30 protein-coding genes are annotated in these 25,583 nt (G+C 68.1%); 15 read left to right on the forward strand and 15 right to left on the reverse strand.

Annotation, left to right across the window (positions count from 1 at the left end):
- Window positions 1-26: 26 nt before the first annotated feature.
- The 6 genes from A5759_RS26570 (at window position 27) to A5759_RS13560 (ending at window position 3,043) form a co-directional block, all read left to right on the forward strand.
- Window positions 27-119 (forward strand): Ms5788A family Cys-rich leader peptide, encoded by a 93-nt coding sequence (locus A5759_RS26570; protein ID WP_369816201.1) that lies wholly within the window; start codon window positions 27-29, stop codon window positions 117-119.
- A 107-nt stretch (window positions 120-226) separates the two neighbouring features.
- Window positions 227-703, forward strand: coding sequence for a DUF4395 domain-containing protein (locus A5759_RS13540; RefSeq protein ID WP_156616924.1), 477 nt, complete (start codon window positions 227-229; stop codon window positions 701-703).
- 36 nt (window positions 704-739) lie between these two features.
- A complete protein-coding gene (locus tag A5759_RS13545; protein ID WP_066844278.1) occupies window positions 740-1,573 on the forward strand; it encodes a sulfurtransferase in 834 nt (277 codons plus the stop codon).
- Between the two features lies 1 nt (window position 1,574).
- Window positions 1,575-1,877 (forward strand): DUF1416 domain-containing protein, encoded by a 303-nt coding sequence (locus tag A5759_RS13550; protein WP_068198470.1) that lies wholly within the window; start codon window positions 1,575-1,577, stop codon window positions 1,875-1,877.
- 225 nt (window positions 1,878-2,102) lie between these two features.
- Complete coding sequence (locus A5759_RS13555) at window positions 2,103-2,732, forward strand: FABP family protein (RefSeq protein ID WP_068198473.1); 630 nt, start codon at window positions 2,103-2,105, stop codon at window positions 2,730-2,732.
- Window positions 2,732-3,043: a hypothetical protein gene (locus A5759_RS13560; RefSeq protein WP_068198476.1), complete on the forward strand. Its 312-nt coding sequence runs from the start codon at window positions 2,732-2,734 to the stop codon at window positions 3,041-3,043. Before A5759_RS13555 ends, A5759_RS13560 begins: the two co-directional genes overlap by 1 nt.
- Here A5759_RS13560 and A5759_RS13565 read toward each other — a convergent pair.
- Window positions 3,040-3,885, reverse strand: a complete 846-nt coding sequence (locus A5759_RS13565; RefSeq protein WP_068198481.1) for an ABC transporter substrate-binding protein — start codon at window positions 3,883-3,885, stop codon at window positions 3,040-3,042. The two genes, A5759_RS13560 and A5759_RS13565, sit on opposite strands and share 4 nt — an antisense overlap.
- Window positions 3,886-4,215: 330 nt before the next feature.
- Window positions 4,216-5,103, reverse strand: a complete 888-nt coding sequence (locus A5759_RS13570; RefSeq protein WP_068198484.1) for an aminodeoxychorismate lyase — start codon at window positions 5,101-5,103, stop codon at window positions 4,216-4,218.
- Window positions 5,104-5,154: 51 nt separating this feature from the next.
- Here A5759_RS13570 and A5759_RS13575 point away from each other — a divergent pair, with 51 nt between their 5' ends.
- Complete coding sequence (locus A5759_RS13575) at window positions 5,155-6,234, forward strand: folate-binding protein YgfZ (RefSeq protein WP_068198486.1); 1,080 nt, start codon at window positions 5,155-5,157, stop codon at window positions 6,232-6,234.
- Window positions 6,235-6,356: 122 nt separating this feature from the next.
- Window positions 6,357-6,536, forward strand: coding sequence for a DUF3073 domain-containing protein (locus A5759_RS13580; protein WP_064395225.1), 180 nt, complete (start codon window positions 6,357-6,359; stop codon window positions 6,534-6,536).
- 3 nt (window positions 6,537-6,539) lie between these two features.
- Here the strand turns inward: A5759_RS13580 and purM are convergent, their stop codons facing one another.
- Entirely contained in the window at window positions 6,540-7,613 is a 1,074-nt protein-coding gene (gene purM / locus A5759_RS13585) for a phosphoribosylformylglycinamidine cyclo-ligase (protein WP_064424988.1), read from the reverse strand.
- A 108-nt stretch (window positions 7,614-7,721) separates the two neighbouring features.
- Here purM and A5759_RS13590 point away from each other — a divergent pair, with 108 nt between their 5' ends.
- Both A5759_RS13590 and A5759_RS13595 read left to right on the forward strand, forming a co-directional pair.
- Window positions 7,722-8,165, forward strand: coding sequence for a cupin (locus tag A5759_RS13590; RefSeq protein ID WP_068198488.1), 444 nt, complete (start codon window positions 7,722-7,724; stop codon window positions 8,163-8,165).
- A 25-nt stretch (window positions 8,166-8,190) separates the two neighbouring features.
- Window positions 8,191-9,147: an NAD(P)H-binding protein gene (locus A5759_RS13595; protein ID WP_068198490.1), complete on the forward strand. Its 957-nt coding sequence runs from the start codon at window positions 8,191-8,193 to the stop codon at window positions 9,145-9,147.
- Between the two features lie 19 nt (window positions 9,148-9,166).
- On the opposite strand, the gene purF is transcribed toward A5759_RS13595, so the two are convergent.
- The gene (purF, locus tag A5759_RS13600) at window positions 9,167-10,696 is read right to left on the reverse strand and encodes an amidophosphoribosyltransferase (protein ID WP_064348064.1); all 1,530 of its coding nucleotides are present in this window, start codon (window positions 10,694-10,696) and stop codon (window positions 9,167-9,169) included.
- Window positions 10,697-11,022: 326 nt separating this feature from the next.
- Between purF and A5759_RS13605 the strand changes: the two genes are divergently transcribed.
- Entirely contained in the window at window positions 11,023-11,439 is a 417-nt protein-coding gene (locus A5759_RS13605) for a hypothetical protein (protein WP_068198493.1), read from the forward strand.
- Here the strand turns inward: A5759_RS13605 and A5759_RS13610 are convergent.
- Window positions 11,405-11,836: a sterol carrier family protein gene (locus A5759_RS13610; protein WP_068198495.1), complete on the reverse strand. Its 432-nt coding sequence runs from the start codon at window positions 11,834-11,836 to the stop codon at window positions 11,405-11,407. The two genes, A5759_RS13605 and A5759_RS13610, sit on opposite strands and share 35 nt — an antisense overlap.
- Window positions 11,837-11,852: 16 nt before the next feature.
- Between A5759_RS13610 and A5759_RS13615 the strand changes: the two genes are divergently transcribed.
- Window positions 11,853-13,061, forward strand: coding sequence for an MCE family protein (locus tag A5759_RS13615; RefSeq protein ID WP_068198498.1), 1,209 nt, complete (start codon window positions 11,853-11,855; stop codon window positions 13,059-13,061).
- A gap of 5 nt (window positions 13,062-13,066) precedes the next feature.
- On the opposite strand, the gene A5759_RS13620 is transcribed toward A5759_RS13615, so the two are convergent.
- The 7 genes from A5759_RS13620 to A5759_RS13650 form a co-directional block, all read right to left on the reverse strand.
- Complete coding sequence (locus tag A5759_RS13620) at window positions 13,067-13,858, reverse strand: SDR family NAD(P)-dependent oxidoreductase (protein WP_068198500.1); 792 nt, start codon at window positions 13,856-13,858, stop codon at window positions 13,067-13,069.
- On the reverse strand, window positions 13,855-14,478 hold the full coding sequence (locus tag A5759_RS13625; RefSeq protein ID WP_068198504.1) for a CPBP family intramembrane glutamic endopeptidase: 624 nt from the start codon (window positions 14,476-14,478) through the stop codon (window positions 13,855-13,857). The genes A5759_RS13620 and A5759_RS13625 overlap by 4 nt, the downstream gene beginning before the upstream one ends.
- Window positions 14,478-16,202, reverse strand: a complete 1,725-nt coding sequence (locus A5759_RS13630) for an alpha/beta-hydrolase family protein (protein ID WP_068198509.1) — start codon at window positions 16,200-16,202, stop codon at window positions 14,478-14,480. The genes A5759_RS13625 and A5759_RS13630 overlap by 1 nt, the downstream gene beginning before the upstream one ends.
- Window positions 16,199-18,493 carry a phosphoribosylformylglycinamidine synthase subunit PurL gene (purL, locus tag A5759_RS13635; protein ID WP_197506036.1) on the reverse strand — a complete coding sequence of 765 codons (2,295 nt, stop codon included), beginning with the start codon at window positions 18,491-18,493 and terminating at the stop codon, window positions 16,199-16,201. Before purL ends, A5759_RS13630 begins: the two co-directional genes overlap by 4 nt.
- Before the next feature lie 69 nt (window positions 18,494-18,562).
- Window positions 18,563-19,597, reverse strand: a complete 1,035-nt coding sequence (locus A5759_RS13640) for a serine hydrolase (RefSeq protein ID WP_156616925.1) — start codon at window positions 19,595-19,597, stop codon at window positions 18,563-18,565.
- Between the two features lie 124 nt (window positions 19,598-19,721).
- Window positions 19,722-20,078 carry a VOC family protein gene (locus A5759_RS13645; RefSeq protein ID WP_068198518.1) on the reverse strand — a complete coding sequence of 119 codons (357 nt, stop codon included), beginning with the start codon at window positions 20,076-20,078 and terminating at the stop codon, window positions 19,722-19,724.
- A 14-nt stretch (window positions 20,079-20,092) separates the two neighbouring features.
- Window positions 20,093-21,364, reverse strand: a complete 1,272-nt coding sequence (locus tag A5759_RS13650) for a M18 family aminopeptidase (RefSeq protein WP_068198523.1) — start codon at window positions 21,362-21,364, stop codon at window positions 20,093-20,095.
- Between the two features lie 49 nt (window positions 21,365-21,413).
- On the opposite strand from A5759_RS13650, the gene A5759_RS13655 reads away from it, so the two are divergent.
- Both A5759_RS13655 and A5759_RS13660 read left to right on the forward strand, forming a co-directional pair.
- Window positions 21,414-22,448, forward strand: coding sequence for a Dyp-type peroxidase (locus tag A5759_RS13655; RefSeq protein ID WP_068198525.1), 1,035 nt, complete (start codon window positions 21,414-21,416; stop codon window positions 22,446-22,448).
- Complete coding sequence (locus A5759_RS13660) at window positions 22,448-23,245, forward strand: family 1 encapsulin nanocompartment shell protein (protein ID WP_068198529.1); 798 nt, start codon at window positions 22,448-22,450, stop codon at window positions 23,243-23,245. The genes A5759_RS13655 and A5759_RS13660 overlap by 1 nt, the downstream gene beginning before the upstream one ends.
- Window positions 23,246-23,259: 14 nt before the next feature.
- On the opposite strand, the gene purQ is transcribed toward A5759_RS13660, so the two are convergent.
- From purQ to A5759_RS13675, 3 genes are read right to left on the reverse strand one after another with little or no spacing between them, the layout of a single operon-like run.
- The gene (gene purQ / locus A5759_RS13665) at window positions 23,260-23,934 is read right to left on the reverse strand and encodes a phosphoribosylformylglycinamidine synthase subunit PurQ (protein WP_068198534.1); all 675 of its coding nucleotides are present in this window, start codon (window positions 23,932-23,934) and stop codon (window positions 23,260-23,262) included.
- Window positions 23,931-24,170, reverse strand: coding sequence for a phosphoribosylformylglycinamidine synthase subunit PurS (purS, locus tag A5759_RS13670; RefSeq protein ID WP_064348053.1), 240 nt, complete (start codon window positions 24,168-24,170; stop codon window positions 23,931-23,933). Before purS ends, purQ begins: the two co-directional genes overlap by 4 nt.
- Before the next feature lie 35 nt (window positions 24,171-24,205).
- Window positions 24,206-24,883, reverse strand: coding sequence for an ATPase (locus A5759_RS13675; RefSeq protein ID WP_068198537.1), 678 nt, complete (start codon window positions 24,881-24,883; stop codon window positions 24,206-24,208).
- A gap of 46 nt (window positions 24,884-24,929) precedes the next feature.
- Here A5759_RS13675 and A5759_RS13680 point away from each other — a divergent pair, with 46 nt between their 5' ends.
- Window positions 24,930-25,583, forward strand: a complete 654-nt coding sequence (locus A5759_RS13680) for an MBL fold metallo-hydrolase (RefSeq protein WP_068198541.1) — start codon at window positions 24,930-24,932, stop codon at window positions 25,581-25,583.

The following is a 25,583-nucleotide window of genomic DNA, read 5'->3' on the forward strand; positions in this document are numbered from 1 at the left end:
CCGTGTCGATTGGTAAGCTGTCCGGCGTGTCCGCCCGCCTCGAGCCGATGCTCACCAAGCGCCGCGCAGTCGATCTGTGCCGCGTTGCGGGTTCTTGCTGTTGTTGTCGCAGCTGCTGAGTAGCCGCGCCCTTCTTCGCGCCGCACTCGGGAGCGACCCCTGTGGTCCTTCCCAGCCCAGCCCAGCCCATGACCGCAACAGGAGCGCACGAATGTCAACGACAGATATGTCGACAACACGAAGCCGGACATCTGACCAGGTGGACGTGCGCGGGCCGCGGTTCGCCGCCTGGGTCACGACCGTCGTGCTGGTGGCAACCCTGCTGCTGTGGCCGGTGAGCCCGGTGGCCTCGGCGGTCGTGCTGGGCCTGCAGGCGGCGGTGTTCGCCGTCGGGGCATGGCGCGGGCCGCGTTCACATCCCTACGGCCTGATCTTCGCTCGGCTCGTGGCCCCGCGGCTGGGGCCCGTGAGCGAGAAGGAGCCGGTGGCGCCGCTGATGTTCGCGCAGTTCGTCGGGCTCGTCTTCGCGGTGGCCGGCGTCGTCGGGTTCGCGACCGGCCTCGGGCTGCTCGGTCTTATCGCCACCGGCCTCGCGCTGGTGGCGGCGTTCCTCAATGCGGCCTTCGGCATCTGCCTGGGCTGCCAGCTCTACCCGCTCGTCGCGCGCGTTCGAAAGAACACAAGCGCACCGTCACCCGCATAGAACTTCAAACCTGAAGCAATCGAAAGGATTTCCTCTATGGCACGCTCCGACGTCCTGGTCACGGCCGACTGGGCCGAGAGCAATCTCAACGCACCGAACATCGTGTTCGTCGAGGTCGACGAAGACACCAGCGCCTACGACGACGGCCACATCGAGGGCGCGGTCAAGATCGACTGGAAGACCGACCTCCAAGACCCGGTGCGTCGCGATTTCGTTGACCAGGAACAGTTTTCGAAACTGCTGAGCGAGCGCGGCATCTCGAACGACGACACCGTGGTCCTGTACGGCGGCAACAACAACTGGTTCGCCGCGTACGCCTACTGGTACTTCAAGCTGTACGGGCACCAGGACGTCAAGCTGCTCGACGGCGGCCGCAAGAAGTGGGAGCTCGACGGACGTCCGCTGTCCACCGAGGTGGTCAAGCGACCCGCGACCAGCTACACCGCCAAGGCCCCCGACAACAGCATCCGCGCCTTCCGCGACGAGGTGATCGCGGCGATCGACAGCAAGAACCTCGTCGACGTGCGCTCCCCCGACGAGTTCTCCGGCAAGATCCTGGCTCCTGCGCACCTGCCCCAGGAGCAGAGCCAGCGACCCGGGCATATCCCCGGCGCCATCAATGTTCCGTGGAGCAAGGCGGCCAACGACGACGGCACCTTCAAATCCGATGAGGCGCTGGAGAAGCTGTACGCCGAGGCCGGGCTGGACGGTGAGAAGGAGACCATCGCTTACTGCCGAATCGGTGAGCGCTCGTCGCACACCTGGTTCGTACTGCAGGAACTGCTCGGACACAAGAACGTCAAGAACTACGACGGCAGTTGGACCGAATACGGCTCCCTGGTGGGGGCCCCGATCGAGTTGGGAAATTGATATGTGCTCTGCCCCGAATCAAGGCCTGACGTTGCCCGCCAGCGTCGACTTGGAGAAGGAGACGGTGATCACCGGCCGCGTCGTTGACGGGTCGGGACAGGCCGTCGGCGGCGCGTTCGTGCGCCTTCTGGACAGCTCTGACGAGTTCACCGCCGAGGTGGTCGCGTCGGCCACCGGTGATTTCCGGTTCTTCGCCGCGCCCGGCACGTGGACGCTGCGCGCGCTGTCGAAGGTCGGCAACGGTGACGCCGTCGTGGCGCCCTCCGGCGCGGGCATCCACGAGGTCGACGTCAAGGTCGCCTGAGCGTTTCAGCTCGAAAGTGAACTTGTGTGCGAAGATCCGCGCGGACTCCGCACACAAGTTCAGTTTCGGCGCACGAGGCCATGCGGAGGCTGGTGCACTCTGCCTTCGGCCGCCGACTAGACTCGTGCCCGTGGTGCTGTTCTTCGAACTCCTGCTCGTAGCCGCGACCCTGGTGATCACCTGGTTCGCGTTGTACGCGGTGTACCGGCTGATCACCGACGAGTCGTGACGTCCGGAGACGACGCAGTAGCGGCCGCCGCAGAACGAGCGAAAACGACCGCCGCGCGCAACATCCCGGCCTTCGGCGATCTTCCCGCACCTGCCGACACCGCCAATCTCCGCGAGGGCGCGAACCTCGACGACGCGCTGCTGGCGCTGCTGCCGCTCGTCGGTGTCTGGCGCGGCGAAGGCGAGGGCCGCGGCGCCGACGGTGACTACCGGTTCGGCCAGCAGATCGTGGCCTCCCATGACGGCAGCGACTACCTGATCTGGGAAGCGCGCTCGTGGCGCCTCAGCGAGTCGGGTGGCTTCGAGGGGCACACGCTGCGCGAGTCCGGCTTCTGGCGCTTCGTCAACGATCCGGCCGACCCTTCTGAATCGCAGGCCATCGAACTGCTGCTGGCCCATTCCGCGGGCTATATCGAGCTGTTCTACGGCCGCCCCCTGTCCCAGTCGTCGTGGGAACTGGTCACCGATGCGTTGGCGCGCAGCAAGTCCGGGATGCTGGTCGGTGGCGCCAAACGGCTGTACGGCATCGTCGAGGGCGGTGATCTGGCCTACGTCGAGGAGCGCGTCGACGCCGACGGCGGCCTGGTCCCCCACCTGTCGGCCCGGCTGTCGAGGTTCGCCGGCTGATGCGCGCGATCATGTTCTTCGCCGGCATCGCCGCCGCGGCCGCAGCGCTCGCAGGTTGTGCGTCCGAGCCACCGGACGAGCAGCAGCCCACCACCTCACCGGCTCCGGCGCAGACCACCACGTCCGAAGCCCCCGCCCAGACCACCACGTCCGAGACCCCAGCCGGTCACGGTTCACTGGCGCAGTGTCTGAGCGACCACGGCGTACCCGCTGCGCCAGGACCTGCCGGCCCGCCACCCGGTGTCGACGCCGAGGCCTGGAACGAGGCCATGCAGGCGTGCGCCACGTTCGCGCCCGGCCCCGCCGGCTAAGCCAGTTGCGGGGCCTTCCCTGCATCCGCCAACCATTCGCCGCGCAACTGCGCCAGCGTGCCGTCGTCGCGTAGCGAGTCCACGACCGAGGAGATGCACGCGGTCAACCCGCTGCGTTTGGCGAGCACCAAACCGAACTGCTCCGCGGCTTGGTCCCCTGCGGGCAGCTGGCCGACCATCATTCCGTCGCGCAACTCGCCGACGATCGCGAACGCGGTCGGCAGATCGGCGATCAGCGCGTCGATCTCGCCGTCGGAGAGCGCGAGTTTCGCGTCGCCGTTGGTGTTGTACACCGTGACCGCGCTACTCTTGCCGACCGCCAGCGCGGCGGTGTGACTGGTGCTGCCGACCTGCGCTCCGAGCCGCAGCATTTTGAGGTCATCGAGATTTTTGACGCCGGCCGCAGGCGAACCCTTGACGGTGACCACGGCTTGGTTCACGTCGAAGTACGGCGTCGAGAAGTCGACGGCGGCCCTGCGCTGTTCGGTGATGGAGAACTGGGTCAGGTTGGCGTCGAACGATTTCGCGCCCGCGGCGATGGCTTCTCCGAACGGCACCCGCACCCATCGCACGTCTGTCGCGGCGTAACCGAGCCGGTTCGCGATGGCGTACGCGAGCGCCGATTCGAAGCCTTCCCCGTTGGCCGGGTTGTCTCCCATGTACCACGGCGGGTACACCGGCCGATCGGTTCCGAAGGTGAAGATGCCCTTGTACAGGGTCGCCAGCTTGTCTTTGTGACAGTCCCGCGGGTCCGGCGAGCTGTAGGGCTCAGCGGTGCTCGCACAGGCCGTCACGGCCGCGAGGGCGGTCAGCAGCACGCCGAGCTTCTTGACGATGCGCATGGCCGCATCATCGCCCGGCGCACGTGGGAAGCGCGAGTCCAGGCGTGCAACGGTTCGCTACCGATTCGGCCTTCAGATATGGGGCGGCCCCCGAGCCGTGTGTTCCTGGCGGACAAGACCGAGGGGCTCGGGGGCCGGGTGACTGCGGGGAATTCGCCAGCGCGCGCAGGACGCGAAGAGCCGTCAGCTCATTCCCCTGGCGCTGCTAGCTCGCAGCCACCTCACAAGTCCATAAGTCACTCAAAATTCCGGACCACCTCCTCTCCTGTGTACGAGCGACGCTACCCGCGCGTGCAAGAGGCGACAACCGGATTACGGGCCATTCAGCGTTCAGCGATCACACACGATCGCGGCGTCGACGAGTTCGGCGAACTCGGCCGCCAGCGGGCTAAGCGTCAGCGGTGTCCCGTCCAGGGTGTGCACCCGCGCGGCCAACGTGATGCTCGACACCAGCCAAACACCCTGTGCGGTACGCAGATCCGCTGGTCGCAGCGAGCGGTAGTCGCAGTCGTAGCCCTTGTCGCGGGCGACGTCGAACAGCGCCTGCTGCGTGGTGCCGCGCAGGATCGGAAACCACGGCGGTGGTGTGAAGAACGCGATATCGCCCGCACCGGGCTCGGACTCCGCGGCGATCACGACCGTCGAGCGCGGACCCTCGAGGATGAACCCGTCGGTGCCGACGAAGATCACGTCGCCCGCGCCGCTGCGTTCGGCATGTCGCAACGCGGCCATGTTCACCGCGTACGACAGCGTCTTGGCACCGGCGAGCAGCCACGGCATCTCATCCGCGCCGTCGGAGGCGAGTCCGCGCGCCAGCGTCAGCGCGGCAAGGCCGTTGCGGCGCACCTCGGTCACTCGCGCGGGTAACGACCCGACCGTCGCGAACGCCGTCGGGGGCGAACCGCCTTCCCGTCCCCTGCTGTACACCAGCCGCAGCACGCCCTCCTCGCCGGTCTGCGACGTCCATTGGGCCACGGCCGCGGACACCGCGGAGCGCCAGCGCGGCAGGTCGGGGTCGGGCAGGTCGATCATCCGCGCCGACTGGGTGAGCCGGGACAGGTGGGCTTCGAGCAGGCATGGCCGACCATCGCGGATCAGCAGTGTCTCGAAGACGCCGTCGCCGCGCACAGCCGCGAGGTCGTCGGCGTGCAGCAGCGGCGCCGCGGGGTCGTGCAGTCGCCCGTCAAGGGTCACCACGACCCCGGGTTCGCCAGCCATGGGCCCACAGCGTAGCCGTGGGCCGTCGCGCGCCGAACGTAGAGTTGACCTGTGACATCTTCTGGACCCGCCGTCCCTGCTCCCGACACCGGACCCGATGCAGGCGCCGTATGGCATTACGGCGATCCGCTGGGTGAACAACGGGCCGCCGCCGACGCCGCCGTCGTGGTGGACCGCTCGCATCGCGCCGTACTCACGCTCACGGGCGCTGACCGCAGGGCGTGGCTGCACAACCTCACCACCCAGCACGTCAGCGAGCTGTCCGACGGCGCGGTCACCGAGAATCTCAGCCTCGACGGGCAGGGCCGTGTCGAAGATCACTGGGTGCAGACCGAACTCGGCGACATCACCTATCTCGACACCGAACCGTCGCGCGGCGAGCCGCTGTTGGGCTACCTGCGCAAGATGGTGTTCTGGTCCGACGTCGCGGTCGAACCTGCCGATCTGGCGGTGTTGTCCCTGCTCGGGCCGCGGTTGGGTGATGGTGGGGTGCTCGGCGCGCTGGGTGTCGATTCGCTTCCGGCGCAGCAGACGGCTGTCGCGCTCACCGAGGGCGGCTTCCTACGTCGTCTCCGCGGCGACGGAGTCGAACTCGACCTGGTCGTCCCCCGTGACCAGGTGCAGCCGTGGCTGCGGCGGCTCACCGACGCCGGGATCCGGCCCGCTGGGATCTGGGCATACGAGGCGCACCGTGTCGCCGCGCTGCGGGCGCGCCTGGGAGTGGACACCGATGAGCGCACGATCCCGCACGAGGTGGGCTGGATCGGCCCCGCCGTGCATTTGGACAAGGGCTGTTACCGCGGACAGGAGACGGTCGCGCGGGTGCACAACCTGGGCAAACCGCCCCGAATGCTGGTCCGGCTGCACCTCGACGGTTCCAGCGACCGACCGGCCACCGGCGACCCGGTGCTGGCCGGCGGCCGGACCGTCGGGCGTCTCGGCACCGTCGTCGACCACGTCGACGAGGGGCCGGTGGCGCTGGCGCTGCTCAAGCGCGGCCTGCCCGCGGACACCGAATTGACCATCGACGGCGTGCCGGCCGTCATCGACGCGGACTCGCTTCCGCCACCCGACGTCGCAGGTGCCGGGCGGCGGGCGGTCGAGCAGCTCCGCGGCGGGGCGCGGCCGTGACGAGGCCCTGCCAGCGCCGCGAGGCCAAGCACGCTAAAGTGTTGGCAGGACGATAAAAAACAGATCAGATCGGAGCCGCCTAACAATTGGGCCGCTCCGTTATTGCGCGAGGGGGTCCCCCCATGGGCCGCGGCCGGGCGAAGGCAAAGCAGACCAAGGTTGCTCGTGAGCTTAAGTACAGCTCACCACAGACCGACTTAAAGCGGCTTCAGCAAGAGCTGTCGGGCGCTTCCGAGAACGACCTGAACGGCACCGATCCGGTGGCCGACGAGTGGGTCGACGAGGACGACTGGCGTCGCTGACCCCTAAAAGCGCGGGTGCTGCCCGACGAGCTCGGCTCGTGGGCCGTCCTTACCGCCCTTTTTGACCGTTCCCAGCGTCCAGCAGTTCAGGTGGCGCGCGGTCAGGATCGCCAGGGCGCGGTCGGTGTCTTCGGGCGCGACAATCGCGACCATCCCGACGCCCATGTTGAAGGTCCGCTCCATCTCGACGCGCTCGACCCGTCCGCGCTGCCCGATCATCGCGAACACCGGTGCCGGAGTCCACGTGCCACGGTCGATTTCGGCGACCAGACCATGCGGGATCACGCGCTCGAGGTTTCCGGCCAACCCGCCGCCGGTGACATGGCAGAACGTGCGAACCTGGGTTTCGGCGGCCAGCGCCAGACAATCCTTGGCATAGATCCGGGTCGGCTCCAGAAGCTCCTCGCCCAGAGTGCGGCCGAACTCTTCGACATGGCCGGCCAGGTTCATCCGGTCGATCTCGAGCAGCACCTTGCGCGCCAGCGAGTATCCGTTCGAGTGCAAGCCCGTCGAGGCCATCGCGATCAGCACGTCGCCGGGCTTGACCCGATCAGGGCCGAGCACGTCATCGGCCTCGACCACGCCCACCCCGGTCGCCGAGATGTCGTAGTGGTCGGGCGCCATCAGACCGGGATGTTCGGCCGTCTCACCGCCGAGCAGTGCGCAACCGGCCTGCAGGCAGCCATTGGCGATGCCTGCCACTAGTTCGCTGATCCGCTCGGGAACCGTGCGGCCCACCGCGATGTAGTCCTGTAGAAACAGCGGTTCGGCACCGCAGACGACCAGATCGTCGACGACCATCGCGACCAGGTCGATTCCGACGGTGTCGTGCTTGTCCATGGCCTGGGCCACCACCAGCTTGGTGCCGACTCCGTCGGTGGAGGAGGCCAGCACCGGCTCCCGGTAGCCGCCGCGCAGCGCGAACAGTCCGGCGAAGCCGCCGATACCGCCGCGCACCTCGGGTCGGGTCGCCTTCTCGGCGAGCGGTTTGAGGAGTTCGACGGCGCGGTCACCGGCTTCGATGTCGACCCCGGCCGACGCGTAGGAGATGCCGGCAGGTTCGGCGCGTTCGGTCATCGCGGTAAAGGCTACCGGTGTTCGCCGCGCCGCGGTAACCGCCTACGGCGGTCTCCACTCCGGCCGAGATGTCGCGCGGTTGCCCACGGTGTGCCAATCTGACCGCTCATGACAACAGTTCGCTGGTCCGCCTCTGCCCTGTGCGCGTCGGTGACGGTCGCCATCGCGTTGTTCGGCCAGGCCGAAGCGGCCGCGACGCCGTCGTCCGGCGTGCAAGCAAGGACGCTCTCGGAGGCGACGGTCGACGGAATCGACTACGTCACCCGCGAGATCACCATCGCGCCCGGCGGCAGCACCGGCTGGCACTATCACGACGGCCGGGTGTACGGGGTGATCCGCGAGGGCACGCTCACCCATGACGCCGCGGCCAACTGCGCGCCCGACGGCGTCTATCCGCCGGGCGCACCGATCACCGAGGCCACCGGTCCTGGCAACGTGCACATCGGCCGCAACCTGGGCCCGGCGCCACTGGTGATGTGGGTGCTCTACATCAAGCCCACTGGCACACCGCTGTCGGTTGACATGCCCGATCCCGGTTGCGGGTTTGCCTGACGCCCAAATCGGCGATCCCGGCGGGGTGACTGACGAGATCCGTTGCTTGGTGACCGGAGCGACCGGCTACATCGGTGGCCGGTTGGTGCCCGCGTTGCTCGACCGCGGCCACACGGTACGTGCGCTGGCGCGCAACCCCGACAAACTCGACGCTGTGCCGTGGCGCGACCGGGTCGAGGTGGCACGCGGCGACCTCGGGGACGCCAACTCGCTGCGAGAAGCGTTCGCCGGCAGCGACGTCGTCTACTACCTGGTGCATTCGATGGGCAGCTCGTCCAATTTCGTCGACGAGGAGGCCCGCTCGGCCCGCAACGTCGTTGCCGCCGCCCGCGATGTGGGCGTCAAGCGACTGGTGTACCTGAGCGGACTGCACCCCGCGGGAGCCGATCTCTCCCCGCACCTTCAGTCCCGGACCGACGTCGGCGAGATCCTGCTCGAGTCCGGGATCGAGACCGTGGTCTTGCAGGCCGGCATCGTGATCGGTGCGGGTTCGGCGTCGTTCGAGATGATCCGCCACCTGACCAACCGGCTGCCGCTGATGACCACGCCGAAGTGGGTGCACAACAAGATCCAGCCCATCGCGATCGACGATGCATTGCACTATCTGGCGGAGGCCGCCACGGCGCCGGTGCCCACGTCGCGCACGTGGGACATTGGCGGGCCGGACGTCTTCGAGTACGGCGAGGCGATGCAGGTGTACGCCGAGGTTGCGGGACGCCGACGCCGCATGATGGTCGTATTGCCTTGGCTCACACCGACAATCGCGAGCTGGTGGATCGGGTTGGTGACCCCGCTCCCCGGCGGGCTGGCGCGCCCGCTGGTGGAGTCGCTGGAGTGTGACGCGGTGAAGGCCGACCACGACATCGACGACGTCATCGCGCCGCCCGACGGCGGTCTCACCGGTTACCGGGAAGCGGTGGCCAAAGCCCTGAAGAGGGGGCCGTTACCGACCGATCCGCACTGGGCGCACGTGGGGACGTAGTTACGGGCGACGGTTGCAGCTACGGACGACGAAGCGCCGAGACGTTGTCGTTGCCGGACTGCAGCGGGATACCGCTCTTGGCGGCGGTCGAGAGCATGTGTTCGATCACGTTCTTGCCCAACGCCGATTCGCCCGGCAACTCGATCGGGTACTTGCCGTCGAAGCATGCGCTGCACAACCGCGATGCGGGCTGTTCGGTGGCCGCGATCATGCCCTGCTTGGAGATGTAGCCAAGCGTGTCGGCACCGATCGCGTGGCGCACCGCCTCGAGCATCTCGTTCTCGTCGTCGACGGCGTTGGCGATCAGCTCGGCCGGGGTGGCGAAGTCGATGCCGTAGAAGCACGGCCACTTCACGGGCGGGGATGCGATGCGCACGTGCACCTCGACCGCCCCCGCCTCCCGCAGCATCCGGATCAGGGCGCGCTGGGTGTTGCCGCGGACGATCGAATCGTCGACGACGATCAGGCGCCGCCCGCGGATCACCTCCTTGAGCGGGTTGAGCTTGAGCCGGATGCCCAGTTGACGGATGGTCTGGGACGGCTGGATGAAGGTGCGCCCGACATAGGCGTTCTTCATCAGGCCCTGGCCGTACGGGATTCCGGACTCCTGCGCGTAGCCCACCGCGGCGGGTGTGCCCGACTCCGGCACGCCGATCACCAGGTCGGCCTCGACCGGCATCTCCCTGGCCAGCCGGCGCCCGATGTCGACGCGCGTCGCGTGCACCGATCGCCCGGCCAGCGTGCTGTCGGGCCGCGCGAGATAGACGTATTCGAAGACGCAGCCCTTGGGCTCGGGGCTGGCGAAGCGGGTGGATCGCACCCCGTCGGCGTCGATCGCCAGCAGCTCGCCCGGTTCGATGTCGCGGACGAAGGAGGCGCCGACGATATCGAGCGCCGCGGTCTCCGAGGCGACGACCCAGCCGCGGTCCAACCGCCCCAGCGCCAGCGGCCGCACTCCGTACGGGTCGCGGGCCGCATACAGGGTGTTTTCGTCCATCCACGTCAGACAGAACGCGCCGCGCACCGTGGGCAGCAGTTCGAGAGCGGCCTGCTCGAGCGTCGAATCGGCCGCACCGTGGGCCAGCAGGGCGCCGAGGATGTCGGAGTCGGTGGTCGCCACCGGAGCGCCCCTGGTGTCGAGCAGCCCGGCCTCACGGGCCCGGGCCGCCAACTCGGCGGCGTTCACGAGGTTGCCGTTGTGTCCCAGGGCCACGCCGGTGCCGGCCGAGGTGTTGCGGAATACCGGCTGGGCGTTCTCCCACGTGGTCGACCCGGTGGTCGAATAGCGACAGTGCCCGATCGCGACGTGGCCTTCCATCGCGGCCAGCGTCTGCTCGTCGAACACCTGGCTCACCAGGCCCAGATCCTTGAAGACCAGCACCTGAGAGCCGTCGGCGACGGCGATGCCCGCCGCCTCCTGCCCGCGGTGTTGCAGGGCGTACAAGCCGTAGTACGTGAGCTTGGCGACCTCTTCACCCGGCGCCCAGACGCCGAATACGCCGCACTCTTCGCGGGGTTCGTTATCCGTATCCGTCTGCTCGCCGGTCACGATAGGGCTGCTCCGAGGGGAGGGTGGCTGATGCCACGAGTCTACGGGCATTCCTGAACAGCTTCGCACCTGCGGGGCGTGTCGTGGGACACGTTCAGGACGGCCGTCGATAGTCACCTTCACGGCCGCACCCCACGCCTATCGCGACCCCCTGAACATCCGGGCCGACAATTGGTGGAAGCGACCGTGTCCGCGACCGAAGTGGCCGTTGCCGGACCCGGACATGCCCAAGGACACCGACGATGTGCAGCGACCCCGTGGCGCCTAGCCAACCGGATCGCGGCAGTGGTGCAGGCCCTGCTGGGGGCTGGGTACCGATCGGAGGCGTGGCGTTGACTTGGCAGGGCTGGCAGTCGTACGGCGGCGGACGCGCCAAGCACGACGCATACGGCATCTGGTCGGTCACCGAATTTCACCTCGACGGCGCCTTGCACCCACCGATGACCACCGACGAGCAACGTTGGCAGCGTGTGGTCTTCGACCAACCCGAGCTGGTGACGTATCAACGCATGAACGGCGAGTTAGTCTCGGCGCCTGCGCTTTTCGACGACACTGCGGGCACGCTCGAAGTGTCCGGCACCGCCACCCTAACGGTCGAGCGGCTCACCCCGGACCAGCTGCGTCTTCACGGGCACCTCGACGGCAGGCCGGTCGCCATGTCGTTGCGGCGAATGGACCACAACAGCTTTCCGCTGCGCACCCGCGGCTTCAACTGGGTTCAGGACTATCCGTACTTCCGGTGACCGTCGCCGGCCAGAGCCGCAGTATCGGTAGCCAGTCGGCGATCTCAGCGGCGCGTGAGCCCGACATGACCAGCGTGCCGTCTGCTGCGGCGTCGGCCATGGTGGCCAGGCCGGTCGCCAACAGCAGCCACGTCCGCGGATCGGTTTCGACCACGTTGGGCGGGTTACCGCGCCGGTGCGCCGGGCCTTCGATGCACTGCACCGCGACGAACGGCGGCACGCGAACCTCGACGCTGGAACCCGGCGCCGACGCCGCGAGCGTGCGCGCCGTCAACCGGACCGCCTCGCCGAGTTGGGTGCGCGACGGTGCCGCCCGCGAGTCATCGCGCAGCCAGTCGACGAGCGCTTCCACCGCGGCGCGGGTCTTCGCCGGATCGGCTGTGTGACGGGCGGCCATAACCTACTGTCTCAAAGTGTTTGTCGACCGTCACAAGCCGCCGTACAAGGTGGCCGGTGCGGTGCTGTTGATCGTCGCGACCGTTGCGGCGAGCCTGCTCTACCTCCAGTTCCGCGGCGACCTGAGCCGCAAGGCGCAGCTGACCGTGCTGTCGCCGCGCGCGGGTCTGGTGGTCGAACGGGGAGCCAAGGTGACCTACAACGGAGTCGAAATCGGCCGGGTCAGCGCAATCTCCCATGTCCACAATGCCGCAGGGAAGCCGGCGGAGTTGTCGTTGAACGTCAATCCGCGCTATCTGGAACGCATTCCGGCAAACGTGACGGCCGAGATTCGGGCCACCACCGTGTTCGGCAACAAGTACGTCTCGCTGGAGTCTCCGGACGATGCCTCGGCACAACATATCTCGGCCGGGGCTGTGATCGAGGCATCCGCGGTGACGACCGAGTTCAACACCGTTTTCGAGACGGTCATCGCGCTCGCCGAGAAGGTCGACCCGATCAAGCTGAACCAGACGTTGGCGGCGACGGCCGAAGCGCTGAGCGGCCTCGGCGGCAGCGGTTTCGGCGACTCGCTGGTGAACGGCGACCGGATCCTCGACGACCTCAACGCACGGATGCCGGCCATCCGCACCGACACTCGCCTGCTGGCCGATCTCGCCGAGGTCTACGCCGACGCGTCGGTGGACCTGTGGGACGGATTGCGGAACGCCGCGGCCTCCGCCCGCACGTTCAACGAGCACCGCACCGACATCGACACCGCCCTGATGGCAGCACTCGGTTTCGCCGACGTCGCGGCCGACACCATCGAACGCGGCGGCCCCTATCTCGTGCGCGGCGCCGCAGACCTGGTGCCGACGGCACAGCTGTTCGACCACCACAGCCCCGCGATCGTGTGCACCATCCGCAAGTACGCCGAAGTGCAGCCCCGAGTGGCGAAGACGTTGGGCGGCAACGGGTATTCGCTGACGGGCGGTGGCGGCATCCTGGCCGGCGCAGGCAACCCGTACATCTACCCGGACAACCTGCCGCGGGTCAACGCGAGGGGCGGGCCGGAAGGCCGGCCGGGCTGCTGGCAGGACATCACCCGTGACCTGTATCCGACGCCGTACCTGGTGATGGACACCGGTGCCAGCATCGCCCCGTACAACCACCTCGAACTCGGCCAGCCGATGTTCATCGAGTACGTGTGGGGCCGCCAGATCGGCGAGCTGACCATCAATCCCTGAGAGCCTCAGTCGGGGAAGCCGAACAGTTTCACCACGCCGTGGTCGCGCCCGGCGGTGTAACCGCCGTCGACCGCGATCGCCTGACCGGTGACGAACGACGCATCGGGTGAGACGAGAAACGCTGCGACCGACGCGATCTCGTCCGGCCTGCCGCGCCTTTGCAAAGCATGTTCTTCGGTGATGGACTGCAGCGGGCCCTCCATACCCTCCAGTCCCATCACGCTTTCCAGCATCGGGGTGTCGATGAAGCCGGGGCAGATGGCGTTGGCGCGGATACCGCTAGGGCCGTAGTCGACTGCGATGTTCTTGGTCAGGATCACGACACCCCCTTTGGCGGCGTTGTAGCTGCTGCCGCCTGCCGTGCCCTCCAGCCCTTCGACGCTGGCCAGCGTGACGATCGACCCGCGCTCACCGTCTGCCCGCGGTTGTTGGATCATCTTCGCCAGCGCGGCCTTGACCACCAGGAACGTCCCGGTGAGGTTGACCGCGATGACGCGGTCCCACTCTGCGCGCTCGAGCAGGTGTACCGGCCCGCCGCCGGCCACCCCAGCGGCGTGCACGACACCGTCGAGGCGACCACTCACCGCGGCGAAGACGGAGGCGACCGCGGTCTCGTCGGTGACGTCGGCGCTGACGAACTCGAAACCGTCGCCCGGGTTCTCGCGTGGCTCGACCACGTCCGCGCCGATCACGGTGCCGCCCTCGGCGAGCAGGCGCCTCGCGGTGGCCAGGCCGATACCCGATGCCGCACCGGTCACGACGAAGGTGCGCGAACGGGCTCGCCCTGCTGTGCTCATGACCGGGACTCTATGCGCCGCTGCACGGCCAGTGCCGCCAATGCCGCGGCTTCGTTGGCGGCCAGATGGGCCAGCATCGGCGCCACGACGCTGCCCGACCGCGCGTGCAACCACCCGAACAACCAGCCCGCGACGCCGGTGAACAGCACGGTGCCCAGCACCGGGTTGCGCGTGATGCGGGCGTCCATGATGTGCCAGAGACCGAACGCCACCGCTTGCAGCAGGCGCCCGCCCGCAGGCTGGAACGCGGTCTCGGCGGTGTGGCCCAACGTGGCGCGGTAGGCGACCTCCTCGGGCCAGACGGTGCCGATCGGGATGTCGAGCGCCATCCACCGCACGGGATGGTCGGGCAGTTCTCGGGCGGCCATTCCGCGCCGCACCGACGGGATCGCGGTGCCGACGGCGACTCCCAACGCGATCGGCGCGGCGGCGGCCAGCCCGTAGCGCAGGCCCGACCACAGCGCCGGTGGGCGCAACCCGAGCGGAGGACGCGCGAGCGCGTAGACGCCTGCGCCCAACGCGGCATTCCACATCGGATGGAACCGCACCCGGGGCGCGATGAAGCTCCATCCCACCAACGCGACCGCAACGGCGAGCGCCCGAAACCTCCCCGCTCCCATCAGTATTCGGGCCCGTCCTCGGACTCGGTCTTGCTCAGGGCGGTGCGGATCCGTTCGGTGTCCTCGGGAGTCCACCCTGGCGGCGGCGCGACCGCGGCCCACCCGTCGAGCACCAGGTCGCCGTAGTTGTGGCCGTGGCCGCCCGGCACCGAACTCGCATTCGTCATATCGGCGGCGACCTGTCCGAAGGTGACGATCGGATACCACCGCATCGATGCGGTGCGGTCGATGCCGGGCGGTTCGCGCAACCAGTCCGGCCGGGTGAACAGAAGGTCGGTCGACCACCACACGACCGGATCGGAGGGGTGCTGCAGGAACAACACACGCGTACCCTCCCACGGCGTGGCGGCGACCTTCGCGATCTGCGCGGGATCGGTGGCCTGCGAGAAGCGCACGGTGCGGCCGTTGTCGTAGCGAGGTTCGACTTCGGGGGTTCGGGGATCACGCCGCGCGGTGATCGCGCTCCACAGCGGGCTCGCGTTCGGCGGGCCCACCCACAGCACCGACGAGAAGCCCATCCGCGAGATGTCGGGCAGCCAGTCGAACGCACCCTGGCCCGCCATCGAGCCGAGGCTCTCCCCGTAGAGCACGAGCTTGGGTCGCCGGTCCCGCGGAAGTTGTTCCCAACGTTGATGGATGGCGTCGATCATCATGCGCCCGGATTTCATCGACTTCTGCTGGTCGCCGAGGAAGGAGATCCAGCTCGGCAGGAAGGAGTACTGCGAACCCACCAGAGCGGTGTCGCCGTTGTACATCATCTCCAGCGATCGCGCCGCAACGGGATTGATCCAGCCGGTGCCGGTGGTGGGAACGATCACCAGCAGCTCGCGTTCGAAGGCGCCCGTACGCTCGAGTTCGCTGAGCAACACCGCCATCCGCTGCTCGTCGGTGTCGGCGGTCTGCAGGCCGACGTACACGCGGATGGGCTCCTTGGCGGGTGTGCCGTTCAGCTCGGTGAGTTCCTCGGCGTCCGGCCCGGTCGCCACGAAGTTGCGACCCTGATAACCCAGGGTGTCCCAGGCTGCGAACGACTCCGGGCTGCCCGACTTTTCGGGTTCGAGCGGCTGGACGACGCCTGCCCTGGTCGTGGTGTTCTGCGGCTGGAACACGCGGTTGGCACCGGCGAGGAATCCACGAACCAGCACACCGTTGATCAGCATGATGGCGAGCACCACGACGATCGCGGTGCCGATGAACAATGCCACTTCGTCGTGTAGATGCCACCGGCGGATGAAGAACCGGGCCATCGTCTTGATGATGTCGAGCAGCACGCGGGCGGTGGCCACGCACGCCGCACCGACGAACGCCGCGAGCACCAGCGTGCGCAGATATCCGAACGTGGTGGGACCTTCCATGCCCATTACCGCCGACACCTGCCGCTGCCAGGCGGCGGCGGGGATCACCATGAGGATGCTGGCCCCGAGGGCCAGCATCACCGTGGCACTCTTGGCCACCCACAGCACCCGCTTCGGCGGGGGCCACCAGTTGACCCGTCGTAACACGAAGCGGCGCAACATCTTTGCGATGAAGACGCCGATACCGTAGCCGATGGCGGCGTTGATGCCGCCGATCAGGCCCGCGAACAGCCAGTCCCGGGGTAACAGCGAGGGGGTCAGCGACAGGCAGAAGAACAGCGCGCTGAACGCGATTCCGACGAAGTCGAGGCGGAGCAGGCGCCACGCCCAGACATATATGGGGTGCTGTTGTCGGGTGGTCTCACTCACCCGAACAACCTGGGCAGCACGCTCTCCGACGTGCTGCGCAGGTCCTCCAGAGTGACGGTGAACAGGCCCTGAACCTCGATCGCCTCGCTGGCCTGGTCCACCACGCCGATGCGCGTGGCCGGCAGTCCGCGAGCCTCGCACATCGCGCGGAAGCGGCTCTCCTCGGTGCGCGGCACCGCGACAAGGACCCGTCCCGCCGATTCAGAGAACAGGAACGTGAACGGATCTGTGCCGTCCTGCCATTCCTCGGGAAGCACGATGCGACAACCGGTTTCGCCGCGAAGCGCGGCCTCGACGACGGCCTGGATCAGGCCGCCCTCGGACAGGTCGTGCGCCGCGGAGACCAGGCCGTCGCGCGACGCGGCGGTGAGCACCTCGGCGAGCAGTTTCTCGCGCGCGAGGTCCACCTTCGGCGGCAACCCGCCCAGGTGATCGGCGGTGACCTGCGCCCAGATCGACCCGTCGAACTCGTCGCGGGTGTCGCCCAGGAGCATCAACGTCTCGCCGGGTTCATCGCCGAAGCCGGTCGGAATGCGACGTTTGACGTCGTCGATCACCCCGAGCACACCGACCACCGGGGTGGGCAGGATCGCGGTGGTGCCGGTCTGGTTGTAGAAGCTCACGTTGCCGCCGGTCACTGGAATCCCCAGCGCCGCAGCGCCGTCGGCCAACCCGCGCACGGCCTGGCTGAACTGCCACATGACCCCGGGATCCTCCGGTGAGCCGAAGTTCAGGCAGTTGGTCACCGCGACCGGTGTCGCACCGGTGACCGCGACGTTGCGGTAGGCCTCGGCCAGCGCCAGCTGCGCGCCGGTGTAGGGGTCGAGCGCGGTGTAACGACCCGACGCGTCGGTCGAGAGAGCGATGCCGCGGCCCGTGGTCTCGTCGACACGCAACAGGCCGCCGTCGGCGTCTTCGGCCAGCACGGTGTTGCCCCGCACGTAGCGGTCGTACTGCTCGGTGATGAACGCGCGGCTGCACAGGTGTGGACTGCCAAGCAGCGCAAGCAGAGTCGCCTTGAGCTCATCACCCGTCGAAGGCCGCGGCAGCTTGGCGGTGGTGTCGGCGTTGAGCGCGTCCTGTGTCTCGGGCCGCTGCACCGGCCGCTCATAGACCGGGCCTTCGTGCGCGACGGTGCGCGGCGGTACGTCGACGACGGTCTCGCCGTGCCAGGTGATCTGCAGGCGATCGCCGTCGGTGACCTCGCCGATGACCGTGGCCAGCACCTCCCACTTACGGCAGACGGCCATGAACGCCTCGACGTTCTCGGGCGTGACGACAGCGCACATGCGTTCCTGCGACTCGCTCGACAGGATCTCGGCGGGCGTCATGTTCGCCGCGCGCAACGGCACCGCATCCAACTCGATGCGCATACCACCGTCACCGGCCGAAGCGAGTTCAGATGTGGCGCAAGATAATCCGGCTCCCCCGAGGTCCTGGATACCGACCACGAGGCCGCCTGCGTAAAGCTCGAGACAGCACTCGATGAGCACCTTCTCCATGAACGGGTCGCCCACCTGGACACTGGGCAGCTTCTTGCGTCCCGCAGCACCGCTCTCGTCCCCGCCGAACGTCTCGGACGCCAGCACGCTCACGCCGCCGATGCCGTCGAGGCCGGTGCGGGCACCGAACAGGATGATCTTGTTGCCGGTGCCGGACGCGAACGCCAGGTGCAGGTCCTCTTTGCGCAGCACCCCCACACACAGCGCGTTGACCAACGGGTTGCCGCCGTAGGACGCGTCGAACACGGTCTCGCCGCCGATGTTGGGCAGTCCCAACGAGTTGCCGTAGCCGCCGATGCCGCGTACCACCCCGTCGACGACGCGGCGGGTGTCGGGTGCGTCGGGCGCGCCGAAGCGCAACTGGTCCATCACCGCGACCGGGCGCGCGCCCATGGCCATGATGTCGCGGACAATGCCGCCGACGCCGGTGGCCGCGCCCTGGTAGGGCTCGATGTAGGACGGGTGGTTGTGTGACTCCACCTTGAAGGTGGCGGCCCAGCCGTCACCGATGTCGACGACGCCGGCGTTCTCGCCGATACCGGCCAGCATTGTCTTGCGCATTTCGTCGGTGGTGGTCTCGCCGAAGTAGCGCAGGTGCACCTTCGACGACTTGTACGAACAGTGTTCGCTCCACATCACCGAATACATCGCCAGTTCGGCGTCGGTCGGCCTGCGGCCCAGGATTTCGCGGATCCGCTGATACTCGTCGCCCTTGAGGCCGAGTTCGCGGAAGGGCTGGGGATGGTCGGGGGTGGCGGCGGCTCTGTCGACGGTGTCTACAGTGTTCAAGGCATGGGTTAGCTCCGACGTCACGAGGCCATTCTAGGTTGTCCGCCGTCTCAGGCACCCGACACGCGCTCAGCCCCAGATCCGGGCGAGCGCGTCGGCGAGGGCGCTCGGATCCTGCGTGTCGCTGTTGCAGCTCACCGCCACCGACGTACGCCGGTCGCGATCGATCCGGAAGTCGGTGACAAAGCCGCCCCAGGCTCCGTCGTGGCCGAGCGCGCCGTTGGCGTACTCGTAGATGCCCGCACCGTACCGGTCGCCGTCTCCGGTCTCGACCGCCCCGGCGAGCTGGGCGTCGAGCAACGTCCGACCGCCGACTTCGCCGGTGCGGTAGTTGTCCGCCCAGCGCACCAGCTGGCTCGGCGCGGTCTGGATCGACCCGTCACCGACCTGCAGCCATGCGGTGCGCGCTGGCGCGAATTCGCCGTCGGCGCCCGTATAAGGGACCGCGGCGCCGGGGACCGGAGCGGCGGGGTCGAGGACCATGTCCAGCTCGAGCGGCCAGAAGATCCGCGCCGACAGAAATGCCGAGAGCGGTTGCCGCGCCGTCCGTTCGACGATCTCGGCCAGCAGCACGTAGTTCGAGTTCGAGTACTCGAACTCCGTGCCGGGCTCGAAATCGAGTTCAGTCACGGCCCCCAGCGCCCTCAGGGTGTCGGCGTTCGTGGTGCGGTCGGTCAAGTTGAAACCGGCGTCTTCGAGCAGCCCCATGTAATCGGGGATCCCGCTGGTCTGATGCATCAGCTGCCCGATGGTGACGCCGGCGGCCCACGGCGGAAGTCCCGCCACGTGCGTCGCCAAGGTGTCGTCGAGCGCGAGCTGGTGCCGGTCCACCAGCAGCAGGACGGCGGTCGCCGTGAACTGTTTGGAGACCGAGGCGATGTCGAACGCGGTGTCAGTGGTCAGATCGGCGCCAGTGGCGATGTCCGCGAGGCCGCGGGCTCCGGCCCAGACCACGGCGCCCTCGACCCCCACCGCCGCGGAGCACCCCGGAGCGCCGTCTGCGACACCGTCGACCAGCACGCCCTGGCTGCGGGCGGGGCGATCGTCGGATTCGACCGCTGTCTCGGCGGGGGGTGCGGGCGCTTCGGCTGCGCAGGCGCTCATCAGCAGCGCGGCCGCGAGAGCCGCCGTCGCCGCACGGACCGGTCGCGTCACAAAATCGACGTTAGGGGGCGCGCCTGGTTTACACCCGCAAAACATTCAGCGGTCCCGGTTACGGCGCGTGCGATCAGGGGTGGTCGGCCGAGCCGACGCAGAACTGGTTGCTGTCCGGATCGGCCAGCACCACCCATCCGAAATCACCCATGCTGTGCCGCCCGAGTTCGGTGGCCCCGAGGTCGACGAGCCGCCTGACCTCCGGCTCGATGTCGTCGGCGCCGAGGTCGAGATGGAGACGATTCTTACCCGGGGTGGGATCGTCAACCTTTTGGAAGCCGAGGCCGGTAGCGCTGCCCGGTTGCGAGACCGTCACGAAAAAGCCTGGTGCCATTGGGTTTACCTCGCCGCCCAGCGCACGGGCCCACCACTCGGCGAGCCGGTCTGGGTCGGTGCTGTCGAAGGTGACGTTGAACACGGCGAGGGTCATGCGCCGACCCTAGATCACCGCGGTGACAGAAACGCTGTCAACGCCGCGGCATAGGCGGTGACGTCGCCGGCGCCCATCACCTCCCGAGCGGAATGCATGGCCAGCTGCGGAGCACCGACGTCGACGGTCGGGATGCCGGTGCGCGCCGCGGTCATCGGCCCCACCGTCGACCCGCACGGAAGGTCGGCCCGGTGTTCGTAACGCTGCAGCGGCACCCCGGCTTGCGCGCACGCCAGCGCGAACGCCGCGGCGGTGCGCCCATCGGTGGCGTACCGAAGGTTCGGCTGCACCTTGAGCACCGGTCCCGCATTGACCTCGATCAGGTGTCCCGGTTCGTGGCGCTCCGGGTAGTTCGGGTGCGTGGCGTGCGCCATGTCGCCGGACGCCACCATCGAGCCGGGCAGGCGCCGCAGGAAGTCCTCGCGCCCGCCGCCCGCGCTGAGCGTGATGCGCTCGAGCACGGTCAACAGCAGGTCGGACTGGGCGCCGTGGTCGGACTGCGAGCCGACCTCCTCGTGGTCGAAGAGCACCAGCACCGGCGAATATCCGCTCGGCTCGGCCGCCAGGAACGCCTCCATCCCCGCGTAGCAGGTCGCCTGGTTGTCCAGCCGCGGGGCGCTCACCAGGTCGCGGTCGGCGCCGACGAGCCGCGACGGGGCCAGGTCATGGGTCATCAGGTCGGCGCCCAGCACGTCGTCGGCCGCCACCTTTGCTTGCTCGGCCACGTGATCGAGGAAGGACCTCGGTCCCTTCTGGCCTGCAGGGTCTGTGCCCCACACCGCGTTGACGTGGCGCTGCGGGTTCAGCTCGACGGCCTTGCGGTCCTCGGCGAGGTGGATGGCCAGCTGCGGCACCCGCAGGATCGGCTCGTCGATCCGAATGAGCCGGTGCACCAGTCCGCTGCCGGTGCGCACCGACAACCGGCCGCTGATCCCCAGATCACGGTCGAGCCACGAGTTCAGCCACACGCCGCCGTAAGGCTGCAGCGCGACCACCCGCCAGCCGGCGACGAACCGGTCAGGGTGCTGTTTGACCCGAAGGTTGGGGCTGTCGGTGTGGGCGCCGACGATCCGAAACGGGGTGTTACGGCTGCCCCCGTTGGTCCGCCAGGCGATCAGCGATCCGGCCCGCACGACGAAGAAGTCGCCGTGGGTGGGCCAGGCGTCGGCTTCGGACAGTTCGCGAAAGCCGGCCTCGCGCAGGCGCGACGCAGCCGTCTCGCAGACGTGGTATGGCGACGGCGACGCGTCGATGAACTCGCAGAGGCTCTGGGGGCTAGCTGCCATTCCTTCATCTTTACCGGTGAATCAAGATCAATGACGCTAGGGTCCAGTTGTGCCCGAGATCCAGCCACAACCGGTGCTCGAACCGTTGACGCCTGCGGCCGTCTTCCTGGTGGCGACGATCGTCGACGGTGGGGAGACAATCGTGCACGACACGTTGCCCGATATCTCGGGGCTGGTGCGGGCCATAGGTTTCCGCGACCCAGCCAAGCGGCTATCGGCGGTCACCTCGATCGGCTCGAAGGCCTGGGACCGGCTGTTCACCGGCCCTCGACCGGCCGAACTGCACCCCTTCACCGAGATCCGCGGCGACCGCCACCACGCCCCGGCCACCGAGGGCGACGTGTTGTTCCATATCCGGGCGGAGTCGATGGACGTCTGCTTCGAGCTGGCCACCAAGCTGGTCGATGCCATGGACGGTGCGATCGCGATCGTCGACGAGACGCACGGCTTCAGGTTCTTCGACAACCGCGACCTGATGGGTTTCGTCGACGGCACCGAGAACCCCGACGGTCCGCTCGCGCGCTCGGCCACCCAGATCGGCGACGAGGACCCCGATTTCGCGGGCGGCTGTTATGTGCACGTGCAGAAGTACGTGCACCACATGGCCGCGTGGAACTCGCTGTCGGTGGAGGACCAGGAGCGGGTGATCGGGCGCACCAAGCTCGACGACATCGAACTCGACGATGCGGTCAAACCGGCCGATTCCCATGTCGCGCTCAACGTGATCACCGACGACGACGGCAACGAACTGAAGATCGTGCGGCACAACATGCCGTTCGGACAGGTCGGCAAGGGCGAGTTCGGCACCTACTTCATCGGGTATTCGCGGACGCCGGTCGTCACCGAGCAGATGCTCAACAACATGTTCCTCGGCGACCCGCCCGGCAACACCGATCGCATCCTGGACTTCTCGACCGCGTTGACGGGCGGCGTGTTCTTCACCCCGATCCTCGACTTCCTCGACGATCCTCCCCCACTGCCCAATTCGGTCGGCGCCGATCAGGACGAACCGGCGCCGCCCGTGGCCACCTCCGCCGAATACGAGGGCTCGCTGGCCATCGGCAGCCTGAAAGGAACCCGCTGATGAACAACCTGTACCGCGACCTTGCGCCGGTCACCGAGGAGGCCTGGGCCGAGATCGAGCTCGAGGCGACACGAACGTTCAAGCGCCACATCGCCGGTCGTCGTGTGGTGGACGTCAGCGAGCCGGGTGGGCCCGTCAAGGCAGCGATCAGCACCGGCCACCTGCGTGACGTGACGCCTCCGGGCGACGGCGTGGTCGCGCACCTGCGGGAGGCCAAACCGCTGGTGCGACTGCGCGTGCCGTTCACGGTGTCGCGCGCCGCGATCGACGATGTCGAGCGCGGTTCGCGGGACTCGGACTGGGATCCGGTCAAGGACGCGGCCATGAAACTGGCGTTCGCCGAGGACCGGGCGATCTTCGAGGGTTATGAAGCGGCGTCGATCGAAGGCATCCGGGCGTGCAGTTCCAACACTGCGCTCGCGCTGCCCGACGACGAGCGCGATATTCCCGACGTCATCTCCCAGGCGCTTTCCGAGTTGCGGCTCTCCGGTGTGGACGGGCCGTATTCGGTACTGCTGTCGGCAGAGGTGTACACGAAGGTCAGCGAAACCACGCAGCACGGCTATCCGATCCGCGAGCACCTCAACCGGCTGGTCGACGGCGACATCATCTGGGCGCCCGCCATCGACGGTGCGTTCGTGTTGTCAACGCGTGGAGGCGATTTCGACCTGCAGCTGGGCACCGACGTGTCGATCGGCTACCTGTCGCACGACGCGGGAACCGTGCAGCTGTATCTGGAGGAGACGCTGACGTTCCTGTGCTACACCGCCGAGGCCTCGGTGGCCCTGACCCCGTGACCTTCCTCCGCGTGCTAGGCGCTGAGGACGCCGTCGAGTGCGCTGTAGAAAAGGCCCAGCCCGTCGTCAGACGGTCCGGTCAGCGCCTCGGTGGCGTGTTCGGGATGCGGCATCAGGCCCACGACGCGTCCGTTGGCCGAGCTGATGCCTGCGATGTTGCGCTGTGAGCCGTTGGGGTTGTCGCGGTACCGGAACACCACGCGACCTTCGCCCTCGAGCTCGTCGAGCACCTTGTCGCTGGCCACGTACCGGCCCTCGCCGGACTTCAGCGGAATCAGCACGTCGGCGCCGGCCTCGTACCGCGATGTCCACGCCGAAGAGTTCGACGCCACTTCCAACCAGATGTCGCGGCAGACGAAGTGCAGCCCGACGTTGCGGGTCAACGCGCCCGGCAACAGGCCGGACTCGCACAGCACCTGAAAACCGTTGCAGATCCCCAGAACCGGCATGCCGCCATCGGCAGCCCGGATGACCTCGCCCATCACCGGTGCGAACTTCGCGATCGCTCCGGCGCGCAGATAGTCCCCGTAGGAGAACCCGCCGGGCACCACCACGGCGTCGACGCTCTTCAGATCGGCGTCGGCATGCCACAGCGAAACGGGCTCGGCGCCTGCCAACCGAACGGCGCGCGCGGCGTCGACGTCGTCGAGGGTGCCCGGAAATGTGATGACGCCCACACGTGCCGTCATGATTGCTCCCTGCTGACCGACCAGTCCTCGATCACGGTGTTCGCCAGCAGCGATTCCGCGATCTCGGCCAGGGTGTCGTCGTCGATGCTGTCGTCGACCTCGAGCTCAAAACGCTTGCCCTGCCGAACATCTGAGACGCCGTTGAAGCCCAGACGGCCCAATGCGCCGACGATCGCCTGCCCCTGCGGGTCGAGGATCTCGGCCTTGGGCATCACGTGCACCACCACCCTTGCCACGCGTCAACTGTACCGGCGGTTCCGTCGCGCGCGACTCACCGGCACGAACCGAGATACGCGTCGCACAACGGGGCGGCCAGCGCGTCGAGCACTTGCGCGTCGGGCATCGGCGGCCATGGCACCTGCAGGGGCAGCGTCGACCACAGTGCGAGTTCGACGAGGCTGCCGCTGGTGGGATGGGCCAGCAGATACTGGTGCACCACCTTCTGTCCCGAGACACTGATCACCGCGGCGAGGCGCTCGGGATCGGCGGTGGTGATCGACGGCGACACCAGAGGCGCCGTCAACTGGCAGGTCCGCAGCCGCAACTGCGCCGAGCCGAGCACCGAGCGGGTGAGGGGTCCGTTGTGCGCGACGTCCCCGCGCCAGTGCAGCACCTGCGCCCGCAAATGCCACTGACCAGCCGGATTGGTCACTTGCGCCCTGGCAGCCACGACGTAGTCGCGCGGGTCGGCAGGCACGGGCGGGCTGGCGCAGAGTTCCTCGAACAGAAACCGCGGCGCGGGGGCGGTGACCGCCAGCCCGGCCAGCCCCGGCCACCGGTACACCGAGGCAAGCGGCAGCGCGCTGGAGGCGGGCCATGCCACATCCGGGATCGCATCGCAGATCGGCGGGCATACGCCGGGGACCGCCCGCGCGGGTGGGCCGGGCACAGGGCCGACCGTCAACGCCACGCCGAACGCGGCGAGGGCCACTGCAAGCAGCAATCGCACGACTCAACTACCCCCTGAACACGGCCGGCGCCGCCACAATATAGGCATGCAATTGACCCATTTCGGACATTCCTGCTTACTGGCCAGTTTCAAGAGCGATTCCGGCGACGAAGCGACCATCCTGTTCGACCCCGGCGTCTTTTCGCACGGATTCGAGGGCATCACCGGCCTGTCGGCGATCCTGGTCACCCATCAGCATCCCGATCACGCCGACACCGAGCGGCTGCCGGCCCTGCTCGACGCCAACCCACAGGCCGCCTTGTACGCCGATCCGCAGACCGCCGCGCAACTCGGCGACCCCTGGCGCGCGGTCAACGTCGGCGACGTCCTTTCCATCGACCACCTGACCGTGCGGGGCGTCGGCGGCAAGCACGCGGTGATCCACCCGGAGCTGCCGGTCATCGACAACATCTCCTACCTCGTCGACGACGGGACCCATCGCGCCCGGCTCATGCATCCCGGTGACGCCCTGTACGCGCCCGGCGAACCGGTCGACGTGCTCGCCACCCCCGCGGCCGCGCCGTGGATGAAAATCTCCGAAGCGGTCGATTATCTGCGCGAGGTGGCGCCGACGCATGCTGTGCCCATCCATCAGGGCATCATCGATCCGAGCGCCCGCGGGATCTTCTACAGCCGGCTCACCGAGATGACCGACACCGATTTCCAGGTGCTCGAACCCGAGGACGGCACGCAATTCTGA

This window comes from Mycobacterium sp. 852014-52144_SCH5372336, from assembly GCF_001665615.1.
Classification (GTDB): Bacteria; Actinomycetota; Actinomycetes; order Mycobacteriales; family Mycobacteriaceae; genus Mycobacterium; species Mycobacterium neumannii_A.